Annotated in this window: 18 protein-coding genes; 8 read left to right on the plus strand and 10 right to left on the minus strand. The window is 47.5% G+C overall.

All coding sequences use genetic code 11. The annotated features are described in order from the left end of the window. Positions 1–106 precede the first annotated feature (106 nt). The 3 genes from ICL80_RS04440 to ICL80_RS04450 are packed head-to-tail and all read left to right on the plus strand — an operon-like array spanning position 107 to position 3,702. Positions 107–1,855, plus strand: coding sequence for an OPT family oligopeptide transporter (locus tag ICL80_RS04440; RefSeq protein WP_194214907.1), 1,749 nt, complete (start codon positions 107–109; stop codon positions 1,853–1,855). Positions 1,856–1,871: 16 nt separating this feature from the next. Continuing rightward, on the plus strand, positions 1,872–2,405 hold the full coding sequence (locus ICL80_RS04445; protein ID WP_194214908.1) for a hypothetical protein: 534 nt from the start codon (positions 1,872–1,874) through the stop codon (positions 2,403–2,405). Positions 2,406–2,427: 22 nt separating this feature from the next. Next, positions 2,428–3,702 carry a Xaa-Pro dipeptidase gene (locus ICL80_RS04450; RefSeq protein WP_194214909.1) on the plus strand — a complete coding sequence of 425 codons (1,275 nt, stop codon included), beginning with the start codon at positions 2,428–2,430 and terminating at the stop codon, positions 3,700–3,702. Positions 3,703–3,729: 27 nt separating this feature from the next. On the opposite strand, the gene ICL80_RS04455 is transcribed toward ICL80_RS04450, so the two are convergent. Next, complete coding sequence (locus ICL80_RS04455; RefSeq protein ID WP_194214910.1) at positions 3,730–5,262, minus strand: MFS transporter; 1,533 nt, start codon at positions 5,260–5,262, stop codon at positions 3,730–3,732. A 123-nt stretch (positions 5,263–5,385) separates the two neighbouring features. After that, positions 5,386–5,592, minus strand: a complete 207-nt coding sequence (locus tag ICL80_RS04460; RefSeq protein ID WP_194214911.1) for a cold-shock protein — start codon at positions 5,590–5,592, stop codon at positions 5,386–5,388. A gap of 289 nt (positions 5,593–5,881) precedes the next feature. Between ICL80_RS04460 and ICL80_RS04465 the strand changes: the two genes are divergently transcribed. Both ICL80_RS04465 and ICL80_RS04470 read left to right on the plus strand, forming a co-directional pair. Then, entirely contained in the window at positions 5,882–6,145 is a 264-nt protein-coding gene (locus ICL80_RS04465) for a hypothetical protein (protein WP_194214912.1), read from the plus strand. 175 nt (positions 6,146–6,320) lie between these two features. After that, positions 6,321–7,241, plus strand: a complete 921-nt coding sequence (locus ICL80_RS04470) for a hypothetical protein (protein WP_194214913.1) — start codon at positions 6,321–6,323, stop codon at positions 7,239–7,241. A gap of 13 nt (positions 7,242–7,254) precedes the next feature. Here the strand turns inward: ICL80_RS04470 and ICL80_RS04475 are convergent, their stop codons facing one another. The 4 genes from ICL80_RS04475 to ICL80_RS04490 form a co-directional block, all read right to left on the minus strand. Continuing rightward, positions 7,255–7,923 (minus strand): pseudouridine synthase, encoded by a 669-nt coding sequence (locus tag ICL80_RS04475; RefSeq protein ID WP_228073813.1) that lies wholly within the window; start codon positions 7,921–7,923, stop codon positions 7,255–7,257. An 88-nt stretch (positions 7,924–8,011) separates the two neighbouring features. Further along, complete coding sequence (locus ICL80_RS04480; RefSeq protein ID WP_194214914.1) at positions 8,012–10,441, minus strand: penicillin acylase family protein; 2,430 nt, start codon at positions 10,439–10,441, stop codon at positions 8,012–8,014. A gap of 195 nt (positions 10,442–10,636) precedes the next feature. Continuing rightward, positions 10,637–12,919: a TonB-dependent receptor gene (locus ICL80_RS04485; protein WP_194214915.1), complete on the minus strand. Its 2,283-nt coding sequence runs from the start codon at positions 12,917–12,919 to the stop codon at positions 10,637–10,639. A 247-nt stretch (positions 12,920–13,166) separates the two neighbouring features. Next, positions 13,167–14,180: an extracellular solute-binding protein gene (locus ICL80_RS04490; RefSeq protein ID WP_194214916.1), complete on the minus strand. Its 1,014-nt coding sequence runs from the start codon at positions 14,178–14,180 to the stop codon at positions 13,167–13,169. 220 nt (positions 14,181–14,400) lie between these two features. Between ICL80_RS04490 and ICL80_RS04495 the strand changes: the two genes are divergently transcribed. Beyond that, entirely contained in the window at positions 14,401–15,387 is a 987-nt protein-coding gene (locus tag ICL80_RS04495; RefSeq protein ID WP_194214917.1) for a sterol desaturase family protein, read from the plus strand. A gap of 2 nt (positions 15,388–15,389) precedes the next feature. Here ICL80_RS04495 and ICL80_RS04500 read toward each other — a convergent pair whose 3' ends face one another. Then, a complete protein-coding gene (locus tag ICL80_RS04500; protein ID WP_194214918.1) occupies positions 15,390–16,649 on the minus strand; it encodes a sugar-transfer associated ATP-grasp domain-containing protein in 1,260 nt (419 codons plus the stop codon). 159 nt (positions 16,650–16,808) lie between these two features. Here ICL80_RS04500 and ICL80_RS04505 point away from each other — a divergent pair, with 159 nt between their 5' ends. Both ICL80_RS04505 and ICL80_RS04510 read left to right on the plus strand, forming a co-directional pair. Continuing rightward, positions 16,809–18,035, plus strand: a complete 1,227-nt coding sequence (locus ICL80_RS04505) for a TIGR03862 family flavoprotein (protein WP_194214919.1) — start codon at positions 16,809–16,811, stop codon at positions 18,033–18,035. Between the two features lie 120 nt (positions 18,036–18,155). Further along, positions 18,156–18,746, plus strand: a complete 591-nt coding sequence (locus ICL80_RS04510; protein ID WP_194214920.1) for an HD-GYP domain-containing protein — start codon at positions 18,156–18,158, stop codon at positions 18,744–18,746. 39 nt (positions 18,747–18,785) lie between these two features. On the opposite strand, the gene ICL80_RS04515 is transcribed toward ICL80_RS04510, so the two are convergent. From ICL80_RS04515 to ICL80_RS04525, 3 genes are all read right to left on the minus strand, one after another. Then, positions 18,786–18,998: a hypothetical protein gene (locus ICL80_RS04515; RefSeq protein WP_194214921.1), complete on the minus strand. Its 213-nt coding sequence runs from the start codon at positions 18,996–18,998 to the stop codon at positions 18,786–18,788. Between the two features lie 74 nt (positions 18,999–19,072). Next, positions 19,073–19,966, minus strand: coding sequence for a hypothetical protein (locus tag ICL80_RS04520; protein ID WP_194214922.1), 894 nt, complete (start codon positions 19,964–19,966; stop codon positions 19,073–19,075). Between the two features lie 476 nt (positions 19,967–20,442). After that, positions 20,443–22,224, minus strand: coding sequence for a methyl-accepting chemotaxis protein (locus ICL80_RS04525; protein WP_194214923.1), 1,782 nt, complete (start codon positions 22,222–22,224; stop codon positions 20,443–20,445). Positions 22,225–22,347 lie beyond the last annotated feature (123 nt).

The raw sequence follows: 22,347 nt of genomic DNA on the forward strand, positions 1-22,347 counted from the left end.
CAGGTATTTATTGGTGGAATAGTGCTAATCTTATTTGCTTGACCTTGCAATCAAACTGTCGAGGGTAGACGATAAAATATGGCATGTTATTTCGGGGGGAACACGGGTGTCTGATCAAACGGTAAAACAACAGGGCCCACTAACATATGGTCCGTATCCAGAATTAACCCCACAGGCTGTGATTGTTGGTTACTTTTTGGGGGCAATTATTGCAGTTTCGATCGGCTATGCTTCTCTCAAGCTTGGCTTTTCTATTGAGGGTTCTGAACTGGCTGCAATACTTGGTTTTGGTATTTTGCGCGGTATTCTAAGGCGTCGATCTATCGTCGAAAATAATGTCACGCAAACAGTAGCAAGCGCTGTGAATGGTGCATCATCGGGCATGATGTTTTCGGTGCCTGCCATTTTTATCCTTGGATACGGCTATGAATTTAATCCGTATATTTTAACATTTGGGGCGATTGCAGGGGCATTTCTTGGCATTGCCTTTATCATCCCCTTAAGAAAGCAAATGATCGACTTTGAGCGCCTTACCTACCCGGGTGGGGTGGCGGTGGCCTCTATTTTAAAAGCGCCGGGTGCAGGTATTACAAAGGCGATCATGCTGGTTAGTGCCGCGCTGGTTTCTGGCATTGTGTACGGCTTCACTGACGGGATGGATTTTGATCTCTTTAGTTGGCTCAACAGCCTTGTTGGCCGTGAGATTTTACCAGAATATCTGAACGGCGTGTGGTTTATTTCCCTGATGACAGTGGGGGTAGGCTTTATTGCTGGGCGCGGCGGCGTGGCTTTCATTGTAGGTGGGTATGTTTGTTACTGGATTTTAGCCCCTTTGCTTGATGTAACAGGCCTTCTGCCGGTGGTGAACGGTGTGGAGGTGACAGACCCGAATAGCCTAAGGTTGATGCTATTCAGACCAACAGGTATTGGAATGCTCATTGGCGGTGCTGTTATTGGGGTGATTTTTGCCTTTCCGCTCATTAAGTCTGCGATATCTTCCATGCAGTCTTCATCTAAGGTCGCAAGCGGTATTAGCCGCGATGAAATGCCCATTAAGCTTCTGTATATAGCTATTATTGGTGCCAGCATATTGCTTGCGGTTATGGCGATCACCTCTACCAAAGAGGTTGGTATTGTACGCGGCATTCTCATGGCTCTTTTTGGGACGGTCTGGATATGGATGGCGGGGATCATTCTGTCAGAAGCCATTGGCCGCACCAACTGGTCGCCGCTTTCCGGTATGACACTTATTGGGGTTACCATTCTTATTATTGTGACGCAGAGTTTTGGCGGCATGGAAACTGGCCCAGCCATTATTGCCGCGATCACTGTGGGGGCTGCGGCGTGTGTTGCCATGAGCCAAGCGACCGACCTAATGCTTGATCTTAAAACCGGGTATCTGGTGGGGGCAACACCGCGCATGCAGCAAGCGGGGCAGTTTCTGGGCGCTTGGCTTGGGCCTATCCTTATTATTGTGCTGATCTTTGTTTTACACCGGGTTTACGGCCTTGGATCTAACGAGTTACCTGCGCCGCAAGGGGAAGCGCTTGCGTCTATGGTAAAGGGTATTACAGGCGGCGAGGTACCCCACGAAAAATATATTGCTGGTGCGGCCCTTGGTGGCTTGCTCACGGCGCTGCAGGGTGGGCTTGGTATCACCGTAGGGCTTGGGTTTTACCTGCCGTTTAATGTGGTGCTAACCTATTCAATTGGTACATTGCTGCGGGAAATATCAGACCGCACTATGGGGAAAGCATGGTCCGATAATACCGGTATCCCTATTGCTGCAGGGCTTATTGTTGGAGAGGCCCTTGTCGGTGTTGGTATTGCCACCAGCATGATTTTAAACGCTTAAAAGGAAGGAAAGAACAATGCAATTTGCAGCTAAATTATTGACTATTCTTGCTTTTCTTGCGGGCGCATTTTTAACGTCTCTTGACCCGAAGCATGTAAACTGGGTTACGTTTGTGCCGGTTATTCTCGCCGGGGTTCTAGGCGTTATTATCGCCAAAAGGCTGGCAAGTGCTGAGGCCCACAGTGATGATGTGTTAACGGCCAACCGTGCAGAGCTGACAAACAGCCTGAACCGAATTGTCACTAACCTTGAAGCCCTTGACGGCCAGAAAGACAAAGTACCAACCTACGAGATGCGGTTCGAAATTGACCGGCTTTTCCGTGATGACCTGATGCGCTTTGCTGATGCAAGGGAAAGCCTGAAACATATGTACGGCTTGCGGGCATATGCTGACATTATGTCGAGCTTTGCAGCAGGGGAACGTTACTTAAACCGGGTTTGGTCGGCTTCGACAGACGGATATATTGATGAAGTTTTGGCATATGTAGAAAAATCCCTTGTTCAGTTCAAGGATGCACGCGCGCAGTTGAGCATAGCAGCAAGCCACTAAAATAGAGAAAAAGGAACAGAAAATGCGTAAGGTTTCCGGAGTTGTTATTGCAGCCATTATGGCCGTTACTGGTGTAGCGCAGGCAGGCGATGTTTATATTACAGCTGGCGCATTGGTTGATGTAAAAGATGGTTCTATTCTTAAAGATCCGGCTGTGGTGGTGCGCGATAACCATATTGTTGCTGTAGGCAAGGCCGGTAGCTTTGAGGCGCCAGAAGGCGCTGAGCACGTTGATCTTGCCGGTATGACCCTGCTTCCTGGCGTCATGGACATGCATGTGCATTTATCTGGCGATGCTGAAACACCGTTTTTTGAATCTATGAGTTTTTCAGTGCCGCGCCAAACGGTGGTTGCTGTCAAAAATGCCAAACGCACGTTAATGGCAGGCTTTACAACAGTGCGTAATCTGGGCGCTGCTGGATACAGTGTTATAGGGGTGCGTGACGGCATTAACGCTGGCGATATTATTGGCCCGCGTATATTTGCGGCAGGGCATGCTGTTGGCATAACGGGGGGGCACTGCGACAATAATTTTGCTGCCCCAGAAAAACAGGATGTTAGCCCGGGTGTGGCAAACGGCCCTTGGGAAGTACGCGCCAAAATTCGGGAAAATATAAAATACGGTGCCAACGCGCTGAAAGTGTGTGCAACAGGCGGGGTGTTTTCCAAGGGTACCAAGGTTGGTATCCAGCAAATGACCGTTGAAGAACTGAAGGCAGCGGCGGATGAGGCGCATCAGCGCGGGCTGGTGATTGCAGCACATGCACACGGCACAGACGGCATTAAAGCGGCGATTGTAGCAGGCATTGATTCTGTGGAGCATGTTAGCTTTGTGGACGATGAAGCGGTTGAACTTGCCAAAAAGTTTGGCACTTTTTTCTCATCTGATATTTATAACACCGAATATACACTTGCTTACGGCGCCCAAAACGGCGTGCCAGAGGAAAATATCAATAAGGAACGTCAGGTATCGCAAATTCAGCGCGACAGTTTCACAAAGGCTGTTAAGGGCGGCGTGAAAATGGTGTTTGGGTCTGATGCAGGCATTTACCCGCACGGCGATAATGCTAACCAGTTTTCTCGGATGGTGAAATTTGGCATGACACCACTACAGGCTATTCAGGCGGCAACTATTAATTCTGCAACGCTGCTTAAAATGGAAGGCAGCCTTGGGCAGCTTAAAGAAGGTTTTCTTGCTGATATCATAGCGGTACCCGGTAAGCCACTTGATGACATTTCCGCACTGGAAAAGGTGGCTTTTGTTATGAAAGACGGGGTTGTTTACAAAAAACCATAGACATAGAAACTGGGCGGTTTTGTAAGGTTATTCTTGCTGTGCTGATTTGTATGTCCAGCGGCCATAATAATAAAGGCCAATGGCAGACAGGATACCAATAAAGGCCATGATATAGAACATGGTGCCAATATTGTAGTGTGCGTACAGTTCATTCATAAGGTCATTGGCGGGCATGCCTGTTTGGGTTACCAACCTTTCAAAAGCGTCACCCACCGGAATGGCATTTGCCGCTGTTACTGGGGTACCGGTCTGTATCATATGGTCCCGTGCTACCTGATCAATTGCGGCATATTTACCGTAAAAATATTGCCCGGTGAAGCCTTCAATAAGGGCGCCGAGCGCAAACGGCAGGTTTGCAAAACCCAGATACATGGCTTTTTTATCAGAGGGTGCGATGTTGGCCAGAAACTCAAGGCATTTGGGGCTGGATAACATCTCCCCGAGCGAGAAGATAACGACTCCTATCACCATAACCCATGCGGCATTAAAACCACCAATCATGATAAGGGCGGAAGCTGCGAGGAATGTACCAACGGCCATGGCGTTCGCGGCTTTCATTTTTGCACTGAAGCCCGCGACCAGAAAACAGAAAACCATGATGAGCATTGCGTTAATGTTGACGATACCTTCTGGCATAATTTTGGTGCCAGCATGGTCCATAACAAAGAATGTACGTGCAAAGGCCCCAGGTGTTTCACTGCCCCAGATATCACGCACAATCGTGCTGGTATCGACCCAGTCTCTAAAATACAGCGGCCCCAGATCCCAGTATATCAGAAGCATGAACCAGAAACCTGTAAACAACAGCATATATATAAGCACAACAGGCCGAGTTAATTCGCGCCAGCTTTCTGTAATTAGGCTGTGTTTCTTTGTGCCCGAGGCCTTTCTCTCAGCGCGCAGAGCTAGGCGCTCTTCCTTGTCTGGTTCTTTGTAGGTCAGCAACAAAAGGAAATTCAGGGAAATGATGGCAGCACACGCGTAAAAAACATTATCCCATTCAGTTTGCCGCAGATAACCCGCCATCATAGGGCCAAGAAAGCCACCAATATTAACGGTCTGATAAAAAATACCCCATGCGACAGAACTGTTTTTCCGGTTTGTTGCTTTGGCAATGGTACCTTGAATGCCGGGTTTGAAGATACCAGTACCTAAAGCGATAACAAGGGCACCGGCGAAAAAGCCCCAAAAACTTGCGAACCAAGCCATGAATAGATAACCGAGAATTTTAAAGACAGTTGATAGAAAGATGGTTTCTTTATATCCAAGCCGGTCTGAGAGGCCGCCGGTAAACACCGGAATTATACCTTGTGCAAAATACCAGACACTTAAAATTGTGCCGATTTCAGCACCGACTAGCCCGAGGCCGCCGTCTTTCACTGAATCTGTGCCGTAAATACCAGCAAGTGACCTGACGCCGTAGAAAGCTAGACGCTCGACCATTTCCATGCCGCCGCATATCCAGAAAACATACGAAAGGCTGGCAATAGCAGCGAAGGTGCCTAATTGTTCAACATCTTTGACGGAGGTGGTTTTGCTGTCACTGTCTGTTTGCTGCATACGGCCTGCTACTGTTTTAGGAGTGTAGGTCGCATCATGATATATTTATTATATATGTGCCAGCCGAAATAAAAAAGGAGCGGCAAACCGCTCCTGTTAATTGCTCAAATTGTTAACCCGTTATTAGCGCAGCGCTAAATTGCCAGCGGACATACGGCCACGGCGGTCTTCCACCAGATCGTATGAAATTGGCTGATCATCATTCAGGCTTGTAAGTCCGGCTGCTTCAACGGCAGAAATATGTACGAATATGTCATCGCCGCCCTGTTCAGGTTTGATAAAGCCGTAACCTTTTGTTGCATTAAACCACTTTACTGTACCGTTTGCCATTTGTTGGCTCCTTAAATTGCAGCGAGTCTTGAATGGTACCGGTCAGTTATGCACGCGTCGAAACCAAGTCAATTAGTCGCAGTCTGATAGTCTACCCATGCCGTCAAATTGTCTTAATCAGGCCAATTTACCATAATTACCTCGAATAAAGAGTCTAGTGAGAATGCGTTACAATTGCGTGAGAATTCTGTAACTGTTGCAGGAAGGTCTCAGTTTTAGGGCTTGTTTAAGTGTATATTGCCAACTTTACCCCATCCTGTTACTCCCTTTTTAGAAACAAGGAGATAGCATGCACACACTTGAGGTCACTGTTCTGAAAGACGAAAAGCCTTTTTTAAATGGTACGTTTGATGTGACAGAAGAAAATTATATACTGGTGGCAAATATGCTGGGTGAAATAGAAATGCGCCGGCCACAGGCAGCGTCTATCCTGTCGGGTTATATGCATGCCCGCGAAGTAGGGTCGGTTACAGAAGATATGGGCAAGATTGCCCTTATGGCGACTGTTTTTATGCTTGAGCAGGGCGAAACGGCTATACAAATACCTCTTTAGGTCCTCCGTAATGCGTTATTCAAGCGTTTCTTTTTTCGGTAAAGCCTTGTTACCACATATTAACTTTTGCCATTTACAAATGATAACCGTATAAGTTTAACAGTCTGGCATATAGTGTGCATGGCAGTTTGTGCTGAATGATTGGGTATTCAACAGAAATATATGGAGCGCCTTAGTGGCTCGTGCAACTGTCATTATTGAGTGTGGTCAGACGTCTGGTTTGGGGCGGGTAAGGCGCACACTAACACTTGCTGCAGCTCTAGAGGTGCAGGGCTTTGATATTACTGTTGTTTTATCAAGTATGGAAGGCAAGTCCCTTGTGGAAGCACTTGGTTTTGAGGCAAGGCTTGATATGCCTACGGACCTGAGTGACGATCTTGTCGTGATTGATACCTGCTCTCAGTCAGCTTTAGAAATTAACAAAATTTGCTGTGCATCTCGCGTTAGCCTTGTGATTGATGACTTGGCGGAACGGCCTGTAGTCTGTGATTATCTTGTGAACCCAAACCTGTATGCTCATGGGCTGGATTACAGCGCCTACACAATCGGGCGTGCATTTTTAGGATCTGATTTCACGTTGGTGGACCAGCGGTTTTTCAGGGCAGCCAAATCAGAGCGTGACCGAAAAGGTATTGTTGTCAGCTTTGGTGGCACAGATAATGGCACATTGGCCCTGCCGGTTATAAAGGCACTGCTTGAGCGCACGGATATGCCGGTTTTCCTGCCTGTGCCTGACTATGTGGAGCCCATTTCAGCGCTAGATGCGCTCGTGCGTGCAGAATCTTCTGTGCATCTGATACGAGCAGCAGACATGCCTTCGCTGCTGGGGGCGTCCAAGGTGTTTTTGGGGGCTGCTGGTGCTACTGTGCTTGAGGCACTTGCTGCAGGCTGCCGTGTTTGCGCAACAGCAACCCAGCCCGACCAGCATAAGAATGTTGCGTATCTGCCGCGTGTTGGGGTGATGTCGAGTGAAGTATATGACCCGGAAATATTGGCTGATATGGCCGTAACTGCCCTGAAAGACACGGCGATTGCTGTGCCCTTAAATAGCTGTGCGGCCTACAATATTGCCACTACCATCAGTAGCCATATCTGACATCAGTACGACCTTAAAACGGCGCGGGTGCCTTGAAGGTTAAGCGTTCGCCGCTTACCGGATGAAACAGGCTTAGTTCTGCTGCATGTAAGTGCAGGCGGTCAGCCGCTTTTTCATCGCCGTAAATACTATCGCCCATGATCGGGTGGCCAAGCTCTAGGGCATGGACACGTAGCTGGTGTGACCTGCCCGTTATAGGGTAAAAAACGACCCGTGTGGCATTCGCGCTTTCTTCTCGTTCAGCCACTTCCCAGTGGGTAATAGCCTCGCGGCCCAGTTCAAAATCCACCTTTTGACGGGGTCTGTTGGGCCAGTCTATTTTAAGGGGTAGGTTCACTGTGCCTTTATCACCGCTAATAAGGCCGCTGAGCCGGGCGATATAGGTTTTAGATGTTTCGCGTTTTTCAAATTGTTTGCTGATATGGCGGTGGCTTTCCATATTCAGGGCCATTACAATAACGCCAGATGTGTCACGGTCTAGCCGGTGTACAACAGTGGCAGAAGGATATTGTTCCCTTGCCCGCCGTATAAGGCAGTCTTTGTGGTGTTCTGGTCGGCCCTCAACAGACAAAAGCCCGCTAGGCTTGTTGAGAACCAGTATATCCTCGTCAACATACAGGACCTCAAGATAGGGATCCATAGGCGGGTCATAATGGGGTGGCTCAACAAATTTATCTGACATAACGGGTAAACACTACACAGTTTAGTTAAAAGAAAGGCCGCACTATAGCGGCCTGTCTGGTGTTTGCATAAGCTTTTTATAGGAAAGCTCACTCTGGTTTTAACAGGATTTTCTCTTGCGTTGATGCTTCAATTTTTTCCCGGCTGTAATAGGCAGGGAAATAGTCGCCATTTAACCAGCCTTCGTAGAGGTTATCATAAAAGGGGCTATCCGGGTTTCCTGATTGTCCGGGTGTATTTGTGCCAACGGTTTTATCCCAGTCGCTGGTGTCAGCAATGATCCGCAGGCTTGGCCCGGCGATATGATAGGGCGATCCAACACTGAGGTTAACAGTACTACTGCTGCCGCCTTTAGGGTCACCACCAACATCAAATTTATCGGCTAGTTCAGGAACAATCTTGCTGAGCGGGTGCATTATTTTGCTGTAATGCTGTTTTTCATTACCGTACTGCCACTGTGTTGTATCTGGCCCCAATTTCTCTGTGAGGGTGTTTACGGCGCTTTTTAGACTGCTTGTCAACAGCGTGTCTCTAGCCGCTTCAGCTTTACCGCTGAACAGGCCGTCCGGTGCGGTTTCAGGGGCTGTTGCCCATTTGACCACCTGTGTAAGCGGCAGGCTGGTTAAATAGGGGTAAGCTTCCTCAGGAACAAGGCTGTTACGCATAGCGGTACGCAGGGCATTTTCAAATGCAGCATAGATGTTTGCCGCAACAGAGTTTGCCGACATTCTATAATCCCATGCCAGAAGCATTTGGCGGGCTTCTTCTGCTTTTGGGTCATTAAGCTGGATAGATTTAAACAGGGGTACAAGAATACGTGCCGGGATAGCAAGTTCATCAAACTGAATGGTCTTGGAATCCTCAATTGTCATATCGTTTCTGCTTGCTAGCAGTTCGCCAATGCGGTCAAAGCGGAATGGGTCTGCGCCAAGTGGGCTATAAATATTGGGGTAGCCTTCAGGCACATTCACTTGGTTTGCTGTTTGGAAATACCCATTTTCAGGGTTTAACATATGCGGCATGGACTTGATGGGCGCAAAGCCGGCCCATTCATAGCGGCCATCACCGGTTACAGGTAAAAGCCCATTCCAACCAACCCGAAGCGGTGCAATGCCAACTGTTTGCCAGCCAATATTACCTTCTTTGTCCGCCCAGATCATATTTTCGCCCGGTAAGCCGCTATAGGAGCAGGCTTCCCGGAATGCCTGCCAGCTATCTGCCTGATCCATCCTGAGGCTTGCGAGATAGGGCGCGGTGCCAGTTTCCAGCCAAGCGGCGCGAAGGGCAAAGGCTTTATGGCCTTCTGTTTTTTCCATTAATACAGGGCCGTGTCTTGTATACTTTAGGGTAACGGTAACTGGGGCTGCCCCGCGCACAGGAATTGTTTCACTGACAGTTTCCATGGCTTCCCATTTGCCTTCATAGCGGTATTCATTCGGGTTTTCAGGGTTTGTTTCGTAAACGTACAGGTCTTCTTGGTCGATCCGGAAGATGGTAAGCCCCCATGCGCCGTATTCATTATGCCCAATGGATATACCGGGCAGAACTGGCTCGCCGCCACCGATCACATTCCAACCGGGGGCGACAAGGTGCGCCCAGTAGCGGAGCGACGGCATAGTGATAGACCGGTGTGGGTCATTTGCCATTATGGGAAAGCCGCTTTTGGTTTTTGAGCCTGCAATAAGCCAGTTGTTACTGCCGATTGTGTTCATCTCTTCCATCACATTCGGCGGGCTTTGGTTGTGGTTATTCAGGCTTGCGAAATTTACAGCGCTGCTATCTGTGATGTTATTAGCCGCCAGATCGTCTTTATCAAATGCGGGCGGCGTACGCGATGCTGTATAAAGGTCCATCAGGTTATTGCGAATATCAGACAGGTCTACGCCGTCGAATGCCTTGAGATATGCTTTTTCTGTAAAAGGGAATAGGGCTTCGGTAGCGTCTGGACCGGTCATGTCAACAAGGGCAGATAGCATTACCTCCTGCGAGGCACCGCCGGTTAGCGCATTATGGCGCGATATAACCACTTCGGGTGTCCAGTAACCGGGGGTGATGCCAAGAAGCTGAAATTCAACAGGCAGCAAGTCAGGGTTTTTGCGGGTTTCTTCAATGTAGGCATTCACACCGCGAACAAACGATGTGATAATTTCTTTTCCGTCTTTATGGTAATGCTGCATTTCGGCATCCATATCACCCCTGAATTTTAGGAGCCGGGCGCCAATATCATGCTGGAGAGCTTTTTCGCCCTGAATTTCGGCCATTAGGCCCAAAGCACGCCTGCGCCATATTTCAAACTGGAACAGCCTGTCGCGTGCAGCACTATACCCTTGGGCAAAAAACAGATCGGCTTGATTTTGTGCATAAATGTGCGAAATACCCCATTTGTCCTTGAGGATTTCAACAGGGGCTACAAGGCCTGCTGTTTCCAGGTGCTGTGTTGTTTCAGCTAAAGCAGGGCTCCCAACCATGCAAAAAGCCGCCATTGCCCTAATAAGATGTTTCCGTAAACGCAATTCCATTCCAATTCCCCCGACTGATATAGTAAGCACAAGCATACTAGTTTCTATAAACTTCGCTTACAATTGCCATATATGCAACAGGTGGTGCCCAACAGTTTGGTAAGGTTTTTTACCAAACCGGTTTGCTGGTGTGATGGCCATAAAAAACGGCCCGACAAAAGCCGGGCCGTAGGTATCGTTTTATTGAAGGCTTTTTTAGAAGCTATAGCCTAAGTTAATGCCGATTGTGCGCGGTGTGAGCGCAATAAGTGTACCCGCGCCGCCGTTATTGGTGATGCCCTTACTGTTCATCAGATTACGGGCAAACAGGGACACCTTCCAGTCAGCGGCCTCCAGGCCGAGGCGTGCATTAATCATGCTATAATCACCAAAAGTGGCATAGTAGAGGTATGTTGGCCTAAAGCCATTGGCAGATTCGCCTGTATACGAATAATCAAGCCTGGCAATCGCATTAAGGGTGTCTGTGACAGGCGTGATATATTCTGCAGAAAGAGATGCCGTATATTCTGGTACATACGGTATTTTATCGCCTTTCAAGCCAGTGCTGGATACCACCAGAACATTCTCGTTAGACTGGTCTTCTGTCAGGTAAGCGTCGAGGTAGGCAAATGTCGCTGTAAATGTCAGGCCGCTTGTTGGGCGCAGCATGGCGTCAAATTCTATCCCTTCAACACGGGCAGAGCCTGCGTTGGTGAGATACCGGAATACGTTATCGGGGGTGGATCCGGTAATTTGCATGTTTTTCCAGTCTGTGCGGAACAGGCTGGTATTGAAAATCAGCTTATTATCGAACCACGATGTTTTTAGACCGATTTCATAGTTCCACAGGCTATCTGCATCATATATTTCAAGGTTTGTTGGCAAATTAGGGGTGTTGTTCACACCGCCGGGACGAAAGCCTTCAGCGATAGTTGCATACACCATAATGTCGTCATTGATTTTATAGTCAGCGCCGTATTTGGTTACCCAGCCAGAGGCATCAGCATCTACTGAACTATAGTCACCTGGTGCCTGAAATGTAGGTGCACTCGGGATTAAAACTTCACCTGAAATTGTCTTTTTATAATTATAGCGCCGTATGCCTGCTGTTAGGGTTAGGTCTTCTATAACTTCATAGCTTGCTTCTGCAAACAGAGCGGTTTGCTTCACATCATTTTGAATGTAGCGAAGACCAGTTACATCAATGGGTGTAATCAGCTCACCTGTTTCAGCGTCAGCTGTTACAACATAGCTGTCGATGTGGTCGTCGCGTTTTTCATAGTATCCACCAACGGTCCACTGAAAGGGGCCACTGTCATTGGACGATAGCCTTATTTCCTGCGTGAACACTTCGTTATCAAGTACGGCATAGAAAAACCCGGGTGTGCGAGTTTCGGCATAAGCTGTGTATTCATCAATCTGATCTGCCGTACAGCTGTCAGGGGATGTTAGGCCAAAATAGATGCGGCACGGTGTTGTTGGAAACGAAATGGATGTGTTAACTGTAGCTGTTGCATCTACTGTTCTGTTGGTTTTTGATTTTTGCCACCCCGTTGAGGATGTCAGCGTAGCAAAGCCCAGATCCCAGTCCAGAACGCCGCTGATCATTTTGAAGTTTTCTTCGTATGACAAAAGCACAGGGTCGTTACTGTTATAAAAGCCTAAGGTCTCATCAAAATAGGCTGAGCCATCCAGCGTTGATTTCTGGAAAACACCGGTCAAGGTAAAATTTACCGTGTCTGATGGTTTGAAACCCAGTATTAACCTGCCGCCTTGCTGCTCGGAATCGTTCACGTTATCGCGCCCAAGCGTGACATTATCGACATAGCCATCTGTGTCCTGTGTGCTGAGAACCAGACGGGCTGCAAACTTTTCGTTGAAGGGTACATTCACCATGCCCTTCACAGCATACCCAAAACCGCCGCCTTTGGTGTCTGTCATTTGGCCGAGCACTTCGCCTTCATACTCTTCGAAGTTTGGCTTGTTAAACAGAATACGAATAGCACCGCCCATGGAACTGGCGCCGTATAGGGTGCCTTGTGGGCCGCGCAGCACTTCAACCCGTTCGATATCAAAAAGATTCAGGTCGCCGGTACGACCACCGGGGTCAGAGCTGGTGCCGTTTGAGCCGATAATAGGAGTTTCATCATAATATAGGCCAAGTGTTGCTTCGCCTTGGCTTCTAATGCCGCGTACAGAAAGTCTGCCTCGGCCGCCGCCGGTTTCGCCTTCTTGCACGACAAGACCGGGTACAAAACGGAAGACATCATCCAGACCTGTTGCACCCATGCTTCTCAGTGTTTCACTGGAAATAGCACTAATGGCTGCTGGTGTTTCCTGTAATGAAGTGGAGCGCTTGAGAGCGGTTACGATAATTTCGTCAAAAATTTCATCACTATCTGCTGCTGTCTGCGCAGTCGCCGTTTGAGCGGTAAATGCTCCAAGGCATAGGCTAATTGCTGTAGCGCAGGCTGTATGTTTGCCGGTTAATCTATACACATTTCTTCTCCCTTACCTTTTTTGTCAAAGGCATTGTGTACCTGCCTTGAGGACTTGCTTAGGCATGTTATGGATGCCCTTTTGATAGGGTGGCTCAAAATACACCAGCAGGCTTTTCCATTGGGATAGGGCAATTTACAATTTGGTTAAACATATTTTATAGAGGTATTTGTAAAGAAAGAGCGGGCATAAAAAAAGTGCCGGAAAATCCGGCACTTATAAGTTTGGGGATTATGGATGTGGTTCTTTATTCCCAGCCTGTCTCGGAATAAATTTTATCAGCTATCTGAATTTTCCCGCGCAATTTATTCAGGTTTAGGTCGCTAATTTTGGGGCGGCCCATATCTTTCAATCGCTGTGGCCATTCAACACCCGGTACGACAGGGTATTTAAAAACATTCTCAGCCATCAGTTCCTGGCCTTTGTCAGACAAGATAAAGTCTACAAATTTAAGGGCGGCCTCGCGGTTTTCTGTTGTTTTGGAAACGGCGACTGCGGTTACGTTAGCTGCTGTGCCGCGTGTTGCCTGCTCTGGCCAAATAACACTTACTTTTGATGTAAGTTCTGGCATTTGCTCAGTGTAACTATCGGGAATGTTATATTTGCTGGTGCGTTTGCCCTCGCGCATATAGTGATAATAATAGTTATCCAAAAGCGCGACATCACATTCGCCGTTTGCGATATGGCTGATATTATCCATATCGTTATCGTAAACCCGCTTGGTTTCGGCATTTTCACGAACAGCTTTTGCCCACGCACGGGCTTTCTCTTCACCGTCTTCTACAATCAGGGTTGCAAGAAAAGACCGGTTTGATTTGTAGCTACCTTCGAGAAGGCATATACGGCCCTTGAGAGCAGGGTCCATCAGCCCGTAAACAGAGGTAAGCTTATCCGCGCTTATTTTGTCGGCATTGTAGGCAATGCCGCGTAGTCGAACAACAACACCATACCAAAGGCCTTTTTCATCACGCCACTGCACGGGCACACGGGCGTCACGTTCTGGCGATTGAATGTTGGAAAACTGCTCGTTTTCAACACGTTCTAGCGTCGAAAAATCAGGCACAAACATCACGTCTGTGTCGAACGCATCATCTGAATTTGTAACCGTTACTTTTATGCCGGTGTCGTGGGTAAACGCCTGCACAACCGGATAAAGAAATTCTTTGCCGTGGTACCAGTTCACTGTGATGGCGTCGCCCGCACTTGCTGGTTGCAAGCCTGCTATAAAAAAGCTTGCCAGTAGTATTTTAGAAAACTTCATAACCTATCTCCCTTTTCATACTGAATAGACGGGCAACACCTCGAAAAACCGTATGTATGACAGTTATGTCGTATTTCTTTCATCTAACTGCCAAGCCTTCGCAAAGAACTCTCCCTATTACCCCGCCTAGATTGCCTCGGTTTTGCAGATTAGGTGAATTGACAAACCGGGGAATAATCAATACTCGGCATAGTATGCGAAATTGTTTATAAGGGCAGCTATGGAACAGATTATTTTCATTGCAGATAGAATGCTTGGGGCTGCTAAACGGCTGACAGAGGCGCCGTACCTTTTATCTACGCTTGCTTTTGTACTTGCAGCATGGGCATACGAGATAAAGAAAGGTACAGCCACCTTTAATTTTGTAAAATATTGCTTCCCGAAACAGGTTTTTCTACATCCCTCTGCCCGGTTTGATTATAAATATTTCCTGTTTGATCGGGTCTTTATTACCGGGATGCATGCTTTGGGGCTGGTTCTTCTGGGACTTGCGGTCAATAAAGCTGTGCCATTTTATGAAGGCATTAGCGACAATAATTTCCTGATTACGATTTTTTATACAGCAGTTTTGGCGATAGCCTATGATTTTGGTAAGTTTATCGCCCATTACCTAGAGCATTTTGTGCCGTTTTTGTGGCAATTTCACCGGCTGCACCATTCGGCGGGGGTGCTAACGCCGATCACAAATTACCGCGCCCACCCGGTTGATCGTATTATGGCAGCCCTGTGCACGCTGGCGATGCGTTTTGTAGTAACAGGCGTGTTTTTACTTATATTCCCGGGGGAGCTGACTGTAGTGGAAATTCTGGGCTCGAACGCGTTGCAACTTTTTATAAACATGCTTGGCAGCAGTCTTGGTCATTCCCACGTCTGGATATCATACGGCCGGGTTTTAAATCATATTTTTATCAGCCCGGCACAGCACCAAATTCATCATTCCAGCGAAGAACGCCACCTTGATAAAAACATGGGCCTTAAGCTTGCGGTATGGGACTGGATGTTTGGTACCCTTTATGTGCCAAAAGAGCGCGAGCAGTTTAAGTTGGGCTTAAAGGGCGAAAATTGGGAAGTGCCAACGTCTGTTTTTGATGCCTATGTTGGCCCGTTCAAGCGCCTGAAAGACCCTGTTAATAGGGCACTTACCCGCCGCGGCGCAGAAGAAAAATCTGCGCCAGCAGATACTGAAACGGAACGGGAAGCCGCTTAAGGTTATACCACCCCATTAAGCGGTGTCCCGGCTTTCAGGTGTTCTTTAAAATGATCATTTAAAACGGCACCTAGGGCACTTGCGCCAAGAGGTGTGCCACTTAACCGCTGGAGCATGGCAAAACCCGGGTTCCAGTTACCTTCGATCATCATGATGCCCGTTTCTGTAATTGCCACATCCCAGCCTATATGCACAAACTCGCTAAAGCCGGCTTCATGGGCATGGAGGCAAAATGCCTGAACCTGTTTCCATTCGGGGATGCAGGTACCTTTAATGGGGGCCTTTGTATAGGGGTGGTGTGTGGCTACATCATCCTTCAAACTACCTACCCTATTGTTATAGACACCAGCGCCGAGCAGGCCGGTTTCAGGGTCTATGGGGGCCGCAATATTACCGCCGTTAAAGTTGTCGGTTATATTCTCCGGGCTACCGGACATGCGCAAAACTGCGTCTGTTATCTGGTATGTACCGTCTGTTGTTCTAGCTGTTACTACCCGCACTGTTGCAAGGCCGCCGGGAGACAGTATTTTAAGAGCTTCACAGTTAGTAAGCAAAGGTTGAATAAGATAGGGCCTATTTGTGCCAAGCTGTGTTAGCTCTTCCCTGAAAGCCGCTTCATTATATTCGGTACCATCTTTTTTATTTTTGTAGAGCTCGTTACTATATTCAAAGCAGTGCGTGTTTTGGCCGCTAATGCCCTCACGGGGTTTAATGAATAAACTGGATTTTGGTAATGTTTCGGGCAAGGGGCTGTGGTCTAGCACAAAAGAAATGCTGGCTGCAGCAATACCCGCTTCGCTGCATACGCTTGTAAAGCGTTCCTTGTTCTTGAGTTTTTGAATGTCCTGCCCAGACCCACTGTTCAGGAGTAGGTGCATGCCTTTGGTTTCATACTTACGGGTATAAAGGGCGGGGCTGTAGTCGCCGCTTTCCAGATCGTAATAATAATATTCAGAAGGCAAAATACCGTATAAAACCGCATTTTTAAGGTGGGTGAGATAGTCACACCAGAATTGGCGCTTTATAAGGCCTATGAGGCCTGCAGCTTTTTGGCGCCGCCAATGAAGCGCCCATATAAAAATTGCAAGTGGCATGAAAGCGAGAAGCGGGAGCCGCACCAAAAACAGAAAGAAAAGGAAAATGGCTGATTTTTGTTGCACTAACAGGGCATAATAGGCGGGTGAATGGTTCACGAGCGCCGGGTTCGGGCGTATTAAATGCCAGAAAATATTCAAGGGGATGGGCCGCAGGCATTTTGTCATGATATTCCCTTTTTTAGTCACTCAGGAAGGCTATAGCGAAAACAGGAATAATGTCTAGAACTGTTCTGGCGTGGTGCCGGAAACCATAAAGGCAATGCTCTTGTCTAGCGCCGTTGAACTCGCTAGGGTGCGCCGATATGAAGCCTTAGAGAAAATGTGATGCCCCAAGAGACAACTGAAATGCTTGATGTTGCCATTATAGGGGCTGGCCCTGCGGGCCTTATGGCGGCAGAAGTGCTGGCAGAAAAAGGCCTAAAGGCTGTTGTTTTTGATGCGATGCCAACACCGGCACGCAAACTTTTAATGGCAGGAAAATCAGGCCTCAATATTACATACATTGAAGCGCTCAACACCTTTGTTACCCGGTACGGGGAACGCGCGGAAAGTATCAGGCCTGCACTTGAAGCCTTTACACCAGATCAGGTGCGTACATGGGCTGACGGACTGGGAGCTGAAACCTTTACAGGGTCATCGCGGCGTGTTTTTCCGCGTGTGATGAAGGCTTCCCCTTTGCTGCGGGCATGGCTTGCGCGGCTTTCTGGTGCAGGGGTTATACTTAGGCCCCGCCACCGCTGGACAGGGTGGGGTGAAGCCGGAACGTTATTATTTACAGCCCCTGAGGGGTTGGTCGCGGTAAAAGCAAAAGCGGTTATACTGGCGCTGGGTGGTACAAGCTGGCCGCGCTTAGGGGCTGACGGTAGCTGGCAAAAATACCTGACTGAAAAAGGGGTGGAGATAGCCCCGTTTCGCCCTGCCAATTGCGGCTTTAATTGCCACTGGAGCCCTTATTTCATAGAGAAATTTGCTGGCACACCAGTTAAAAACATTATTCTCTCTGTAGGTGAGCAACGGGTGCAGGGTGATTTTGTCATTAGTAAATACGGCATAGAGGGAAGTGCTGTCTACGGCCTTGCGGCACTTATCCGTGATCGATTGTCGGAAGGCCAAAACTCAGACCTGCAACTGGATTTGGTGCCAGGTAGAACGATTGAGCGTTTAAAGGCAGATCTGGCCAAACCAAAAGGCAAAAAATCTTTTGCAACGCATCTGAAGCGCGTAACGGGCTTGGCAGGGGTTAAAGCCGGTTTAGTGCGCGAGTGTGTGGGGGCAGACGATATAGCAGACCCAAACCGCTTGGCTATGGCCATTAAATCTATATCTCTACCGGTTATAAGCCCGCGTCCAGTGGCAGAGGCCATTAGCGTGGCTGGGGGTGTTTCGTTCAGTGCGGTAGACAGCAACCTGATGCTTAAAAGTGTGCCGGGTATATTCTGTGCCGGTGAAATGCTGGACTGGGAAGCCCCAACGGGTGGCTATCTGATTACGGCCTGCCTTGCACAAGGTAAACAGGCCGCTGAAGGCGCGATAAACTGGTTACAAAGATAACTATCGTGAACCCTGTCTACATAGGCGCCTAGATGTGGTTAGGCGTCTATTTACCTTTAAATAACTATTTGCCACATATCATGAAATGGACACGTAAACCTAACCTTGGGGGGTTGAAGAATGTCGGTTGTTGTAACCGAAGATATATTCGTGGATTTTGCGCTGGATATGATTGGCTTGAATGATCCTTTTACCAAGGAGCATTGCCGTGAAACTGCTGAATTAGCGAGTAATATTGCATCAGCGTTGAGTGTACCAAAAAATATAGCCAAATCTATTAGGGTGGCGGCTTTCCTGCATGATGTTGGAAAACAGGCTATTCCGAAAGAAATCTTGTCAAAACCGGGCAAGTTATCGGATGAAGAATATAATCTGGTGAAAACACATGTGATTCAGGGTTTAACACTGATGCAAAATGTAAAGCTGGACCGGGAAGCGGCCAAATTTATATCTGAGCATCACGAAAGGCTTGATGGATCGGGCTATCCTTTAGGGCTGTCACAACCCTACCTTTCTATGGGAGGTCAGATAGTGGGGGTGGCTGATGTTATTTCTGCGCTCACTAGCAAACGAACATACCGGAAGCCCATGAAGCTTGAAGGTGTTATTGCAATTCTATATGATATGAAAGGTACGCATTTTTCCGAAGAAATTGTTACTGCTGCCATTCAGGTTATGTATGATCATGGGCATCAATTATTTGATGACTAGTGCCTTTAAACAGGTAAGATATTTGCAATATAACGGGGTTTAAAACTGCGACCCGCTTTTCCAGACGCCAGAACTTTTACAGCGCGAGCAAATACGTTCGCCAGACCAATCACTGTGAAAGGTAACTTTGCACCGTAGGCATAAACGCTCTTTAGGAATGTTCCATATTAGCTGTTTATCAGCGCCGGGCTTACGGCTTATGTTAATATGCCCAGAGTGCATATCCGTTATTTTTTTATCCGGTCTATTCATGGAAGGCTCCAGCCTGTAGGGCCTCATGGGCCGTAAAATAAAAGGTGAAATCAGGGTTTAGGGGGATGAGTAGATTACCCTGGTTTTTCACACCTGTTTTGCTGCCGCTCATAGGGTTTATTACAGGTCCAGTTATTACCAGTATAATCAAGGTGGGCATTTTCGGGGATATCAACTGCAACACAACCATTGTTATCGTCGCGGTAGCCTCTATTACATTTCCAGCCCTGACCATAAGATGCTTCGACAAAATAGGCATTTTTAGGGACGTGGATAGGTTCACAAGCTTCACCGTTCATTTTAAAACCGCGCTCGCAGGCCCACCCGAGATCAGACGATGTGGGTGACAGGTAGCCATTTTCCGGTACTTTAACAGCGATACAGCTATTTGCCGTTGCTTTAAATCCACGATTACACGCCCAGCCGGTTCCATATGTTGTATCTGTCAGGTAGCCATTTGCCGGAGTCTTGATGGCAATACAGTCGTCATCTGTAATATTATAACCACGGTTACATTCCCAACCAGAGCCGTAAGATGATTCCGTGAGGTGGCCATTGGCGGGCACAAGAATTTTCGAGCATATGGTGTCAGCAATACGAAAACCTCTGCCACATTCCCAACCGGTGCCATAACTTGTCTCTGTCAGGTACCCGTTTTCTGGTACGGCAATGGCAAAACAGTTATCACCAACACTACGATACCCATGATTGCAATCCCAGGCTTTGCCGTAGCTATTGTTGGTCGCGTATGCGTTTGCAGGGATAATGACAGCTATACAGGTGTTGTCATCGTCGCTTTTTTGAAAGTTTTCGTCACACTCCCAACCGTTGCCGTAGCGTTTTACATGCGCATTTTGCGGTATATCGTTTGCAGCTTTTTCAGCTACAGCAGCAAAGATAGGTGCGCTTAAAAATCCGCATATAAAGAGGGATGCTATGATAGTGCGCAGCAGGGGTAGTTTAGTCATGATCTTTCCTTATTAGAAGGAGAAGATGCAAGTCTTGCTTGCTAATCAATAGCATCATCTCTTTAGGGGCGGCGTGTTGAGCACCGCTCTTGTTTGTTCGCTGGATCAGGAGAAGGGCTTATCCCCTCTAAAGAAACACGCTTATGACTTATTTTTTAGGCGTGTCTTTAGTAGCCGTAGTTTCTGCAGTTTTTGCAGGTGCAACAGCAGGCTTCTGTGCGGGAGTAGAAGTTTTAGCAGGTTTTGAAAGGTCTTTGAAGGACATGGAATGTCTCTTTCATGGGTGCAGCAATCATTTGCCGCTGAAGTGTAACCGCAATAGATTACGTTATTCTATATGGTAGAGGATAATAAAATTACAAGATACAGCATCCCATTAAACGTATATTTTCTGCAAACCATTAGTCAATTTTGGGCATGTAGTGCACTTGTCATATCTCAAGAGCTTTAATAGTGAAATAATATGTGATCAATGCTTATTGCCGTAGGCGTTTCAGGAACTGTTCTACTTGCATGCTGAGTTCATCTGACTGTGACATTAAGGCTGAAGATGCTGTTAAAACCTGATTGGCAGCGCTGCCCACTTCGGTCGATTTTGTATTCACTACATTCACACTTTCACTGATTGACTGGGTGCCACCTGAAGCCATCGAAACATTTCTGCTAATTTCCTGTGTTGCTGCGGCTTGTTCTTCCACAGCCGACGCAATAGAGGTGGAAATCTGGCTGATATTGGCAATCACATCCTTAATACCGTTTACCGATCCTACGGCGGTTTTGGTCTGATCCTGAATGGCGGTGATCTGTTCTGTAATGCCTTCGGTAGCCTTTGCGGTTTGGGATGCAAGATTTTTTACTTCGCTTGCAACGACAGCAAACCCGCGTCCGGCTTCACCGGCGCGTGCGGCTTCAATGGTGGCATTAAGGGCAAGCAGGTTGGTTTGGGCGGCAATGTCGGTAATTAGCTTAATCACTTCACCAATTTTAAGGGCTGCATCAGATAATGCCCCTACCTGTTTGTTGGTTTCCTCGGCAGTTGTTACAGCTCCACTTGAGATAGCGGCTGCATGGCTTACTTGTTGGCTAATTTCGCTAACAGAAGCAGACATTTCCTCGGTCGCGCCAGCAACTGCTTGCACATTTGTATTTGCTTGTGTGGTAGCCTCGCGCGCGGTTTCTGTTTCGCGTTTTGTATCTTCCGCTACTTCTGTAAGGTTTTCTGCAGATCCATTGAGCTGCTTTGCAGCTGCTGCTACGCTACTGATAATACCGCGAACACTGGCTTCAAAGTCATTGGCGAGCGCCAGGCGGTCTTCGGCTTTTTTGCGTTCGGCTTCTTGTTGCTCATACAGTGTGCGTTCGTTTGCTTCCCGTTCTTGTGCAGCACTTTCTAAACGGTGTGTCTCTTCCTGTTCAGTGCGCTCGCGTCTTTCTTGTTCGGCTTGTGTCTGAAGTTTTTCGTTTTCTTCTGCATTGTTTTTAAAAACCTGTAATGCTCTGGCCATACGGCCAATTTCCACCAACCGTGTGTTTACTGCGGCGATATTTCTATCGCCCTCAGACAGCTTTAGCATAGAAGAAACTATGTCACCCAGTGGGGCTGTAATGCCTCTTGTAAAAAGAAAGAATATAATCGTGATACCAATTATGGCCGTAAAAACAATCACCAAAACCGTTGAGTTTGTAGCATCAAGGGCTTGTTTGCTATCTTGTAGCGATTTTTTCAGTTCTAATCGGACTTTAGTGACGGCAATATCAAGCGTAGCCTGCAAGGCTTCACCACTTTCATCAATGTCGGTATCAAATTGCTCAAAAACAGATGGTGGCGCTTTGTCTTTAAAGGCTTGATAAAGATCTATTGCAACGGTCTGGTTTAGATTTTCAATAGCTTTATCAATAATGTCAAGCTCTTGGTGGAGTAGGTTAAATAGAATGCTTTTTCGAACAGCCACTGCATTTTCACGAAGGGTATTGATGGATGCAACAGCAACAGCTTGCCGCTCCGGGCTTACCTCACCTTCCGCATTATCAATAAGGCTATCCATTGCGGTTAGCAGCAATTCAAGTGCTGCAGTTTGCATGCCAATAATATTTTCATTCTGCACGTTAATGGCAGCTTCATGGTCTAGCTTATGGCTAATCTGAGTGTTTTCACTATAGGTAAACCAGCCTAGAAAGCCAAAAACAACAACAATAAGCCCACCCATCAATGCCAAGCGCCCAGAGATAGAAGAAATTATTTTTCCCGCAAAAGTCATGGTCACCCCTATTCAAAGAAAAGTGATTCTATATGTCATTGATTCATACAGATATTATCTTAAAGACTATTTAATGAAGGCAGGTGCGGGATAAATTACTATAGTAAAGGGGATGCCTGGCAG

This window comes from Kordiimonas pumila, from assembly GCF_015240255.1.
Lineage (GTDB): Bacteria > Pseudomonadota > Alphaproteobacteria > Sphingomonadales > Kordiimonadaceae > Kordiimonas > Kordiimonas pumila.

Bases quoted from the DNA above. Each gene is read 5' to 3' on its own strand.
- ICL80_RS04445 (WP_194214908.1), top strand. From the start codon at position 1,872: ATGCAATTTGCAGCTAAATTATTGACTATTCTTGCTTTTCTTGCGGGC.
- ICL80_RS04450 (WP_194214909.1), top strand. From the start codon at position 2,428: ATGCGTAAGGTTTCCGGAGTTGTTATTGCAGCCATTATGGCCGTTACT.
- ICL80_RS04455 (WP_194214910.1), bottom strand. From the start codon at position 5,262: ATGCAGCAAACAGACAGTGACAGCAAAACCACCTCCGTCAAAGATGTT.
- ICL80_RS04460 (WP_194214911.1), bottom strand. From the start codon at position 5,592: ATGGCAAACGGTACAGTAAAGTGGTTTAATGCAACAAAAGGTTACGGC.
- ICL80_RS04465 (WP_194214912.1), top strand. From the start codon at position 5,882: ATGCACACACTTGAGGTCACTGTTCTGAAAGACGAAAAGCCTTTTTTA.
- ICL80_RS04475 (WP_228073813.1), bottom strand. From the start codon at position 7,923: ATGTCAGATAAATTTGTTGAGCCACCCCATTATGACCCGCCTATGGAT.
- ICL80_RS04480 (WP_194214914.1), bottom strand. From the start codon at position 10,441: ATGGAATTGCGTTTACGGAAACATCTTATTAGGGCAATGGCGGCTTTT.
- ICL80_RS04490 (WP_194214916.1), bottom strand. From the start codon at position 14,180: ATGAAGTTTTCTAAAATACTACTGGCAAGCTTTTTTATAGCAGGCTTG.
- ICL80_RS04495 (WP_194214917.1), top strand. From the start codon at position 14,401: ATGGAACAGATTATTTTCATTGCAGATAGAATGCTTGGGGCTGCTAAA.
- ICL80_RS04500 (WP_194214918.1), bottom strand. From the start codon at position 16,649: ATGACAAAATGCCTGCGGCCCATCCCCTTGAATATTTTCTGGCATTTA.
- ICL80_RS04505 (WP_194214919.1), top strand. From the start codon at position 16,809: ATGCCCCAAGAGACAACTGAAATGCTTGATGTTGCCATTATAGGGGCT.
- ICL80_RS04510 (WP_194214920.1), top strand. From the start codon at position 18,156: ATGTCGGTTGTTGTAACCGAAGATATATTCGTGGATTTTGCGCTGGAT.
- ICL80_RS04515 (WP_194214921.1), bottom strand. From the start codon at position 18,998: ATGAATAGACCGGATAAAAAAATAACGGATATGCACTCTGGGCATATT.
- ICL80_RS04520 (WP_194214922.1), bottom strand. From the start codon at position 19,966: ATGACTAAACTACCCCTGCTGCGCACTATCATAGCATCCCTCTTTATA.
- ICL80_RS04525 (WP_194214923.1), bottom strand. From the start codon at position 22,224: ATGACTTTTGCGGGAAAAATAATTTCTTCTATCTCTGGGCGCTTGGCA.